The sequence below is a fragment of the Shewanella sp. NKUCC01_JLK genome, assembly GCF_019345615.1.
Lineage (GTDB): Bacteria > Pseudomonadota > Gammaproteobacteria > Enterobacterales > Shewanellaceae > Shewanella > Shewanella oncorhynchi.
In genome coordinates this window covers 1-443 of record NZ_JAHKRD010000042.1, presented here as the reverse complement: position 1 = coordinate 443, position 443 = coordinate 1, and the positions used below count along the sequence as shown (strand labels likewise).

The 443-nt window shown below is 57.6% G+C and carries 1 pseudogene; it reads right to left on the bottom strand.

The window, feature by feature from the left end:
• Nucleotides 1-443 (bottom strand): annotated as a pseudogene (locus KO537_RS22985) (hypothetical protein); the annotation flags it as partial.

The window sequence follows — 443 nt, the reverse complement described above, 5'->3', positions numbered from 1 at the left end:
CTGCCCGTTTGCGCACCCTGACTCAGATTCACAGGTGTTGAACTACTCACCTCCCATTTACGGCCAGTGTATCCTTGTGCAGCATTCGCCTCAGGCACCACTGTCGCAGGGGTATCTTCCGTAGGCACGCCATCCGTCTGTGACATTGAAGGCGTGTTTGTGGTCTTCGCCGCGACAGGCGAACGAGCCGGTGTACCTGTATTTGTAGGAACATCGGCTTGCGTGCCATCATCTGTTACATTCGCCACCGATGGCGAACCGTTGCCCGTTACCGCTGGGGTTGTACCGCTGCCATTGCCAGCCGCGGGACCACCGGGATGACCAGTCGCGGTACTCGGCGCTGCATCTGGGGTTGTCCCCAGATTACGTCTAGGTCCTTGGGTGTAATTACTGCCCGTTTGCGCACCCTGACTCAGATTCACAGGTGTTGAACTACTCACCTC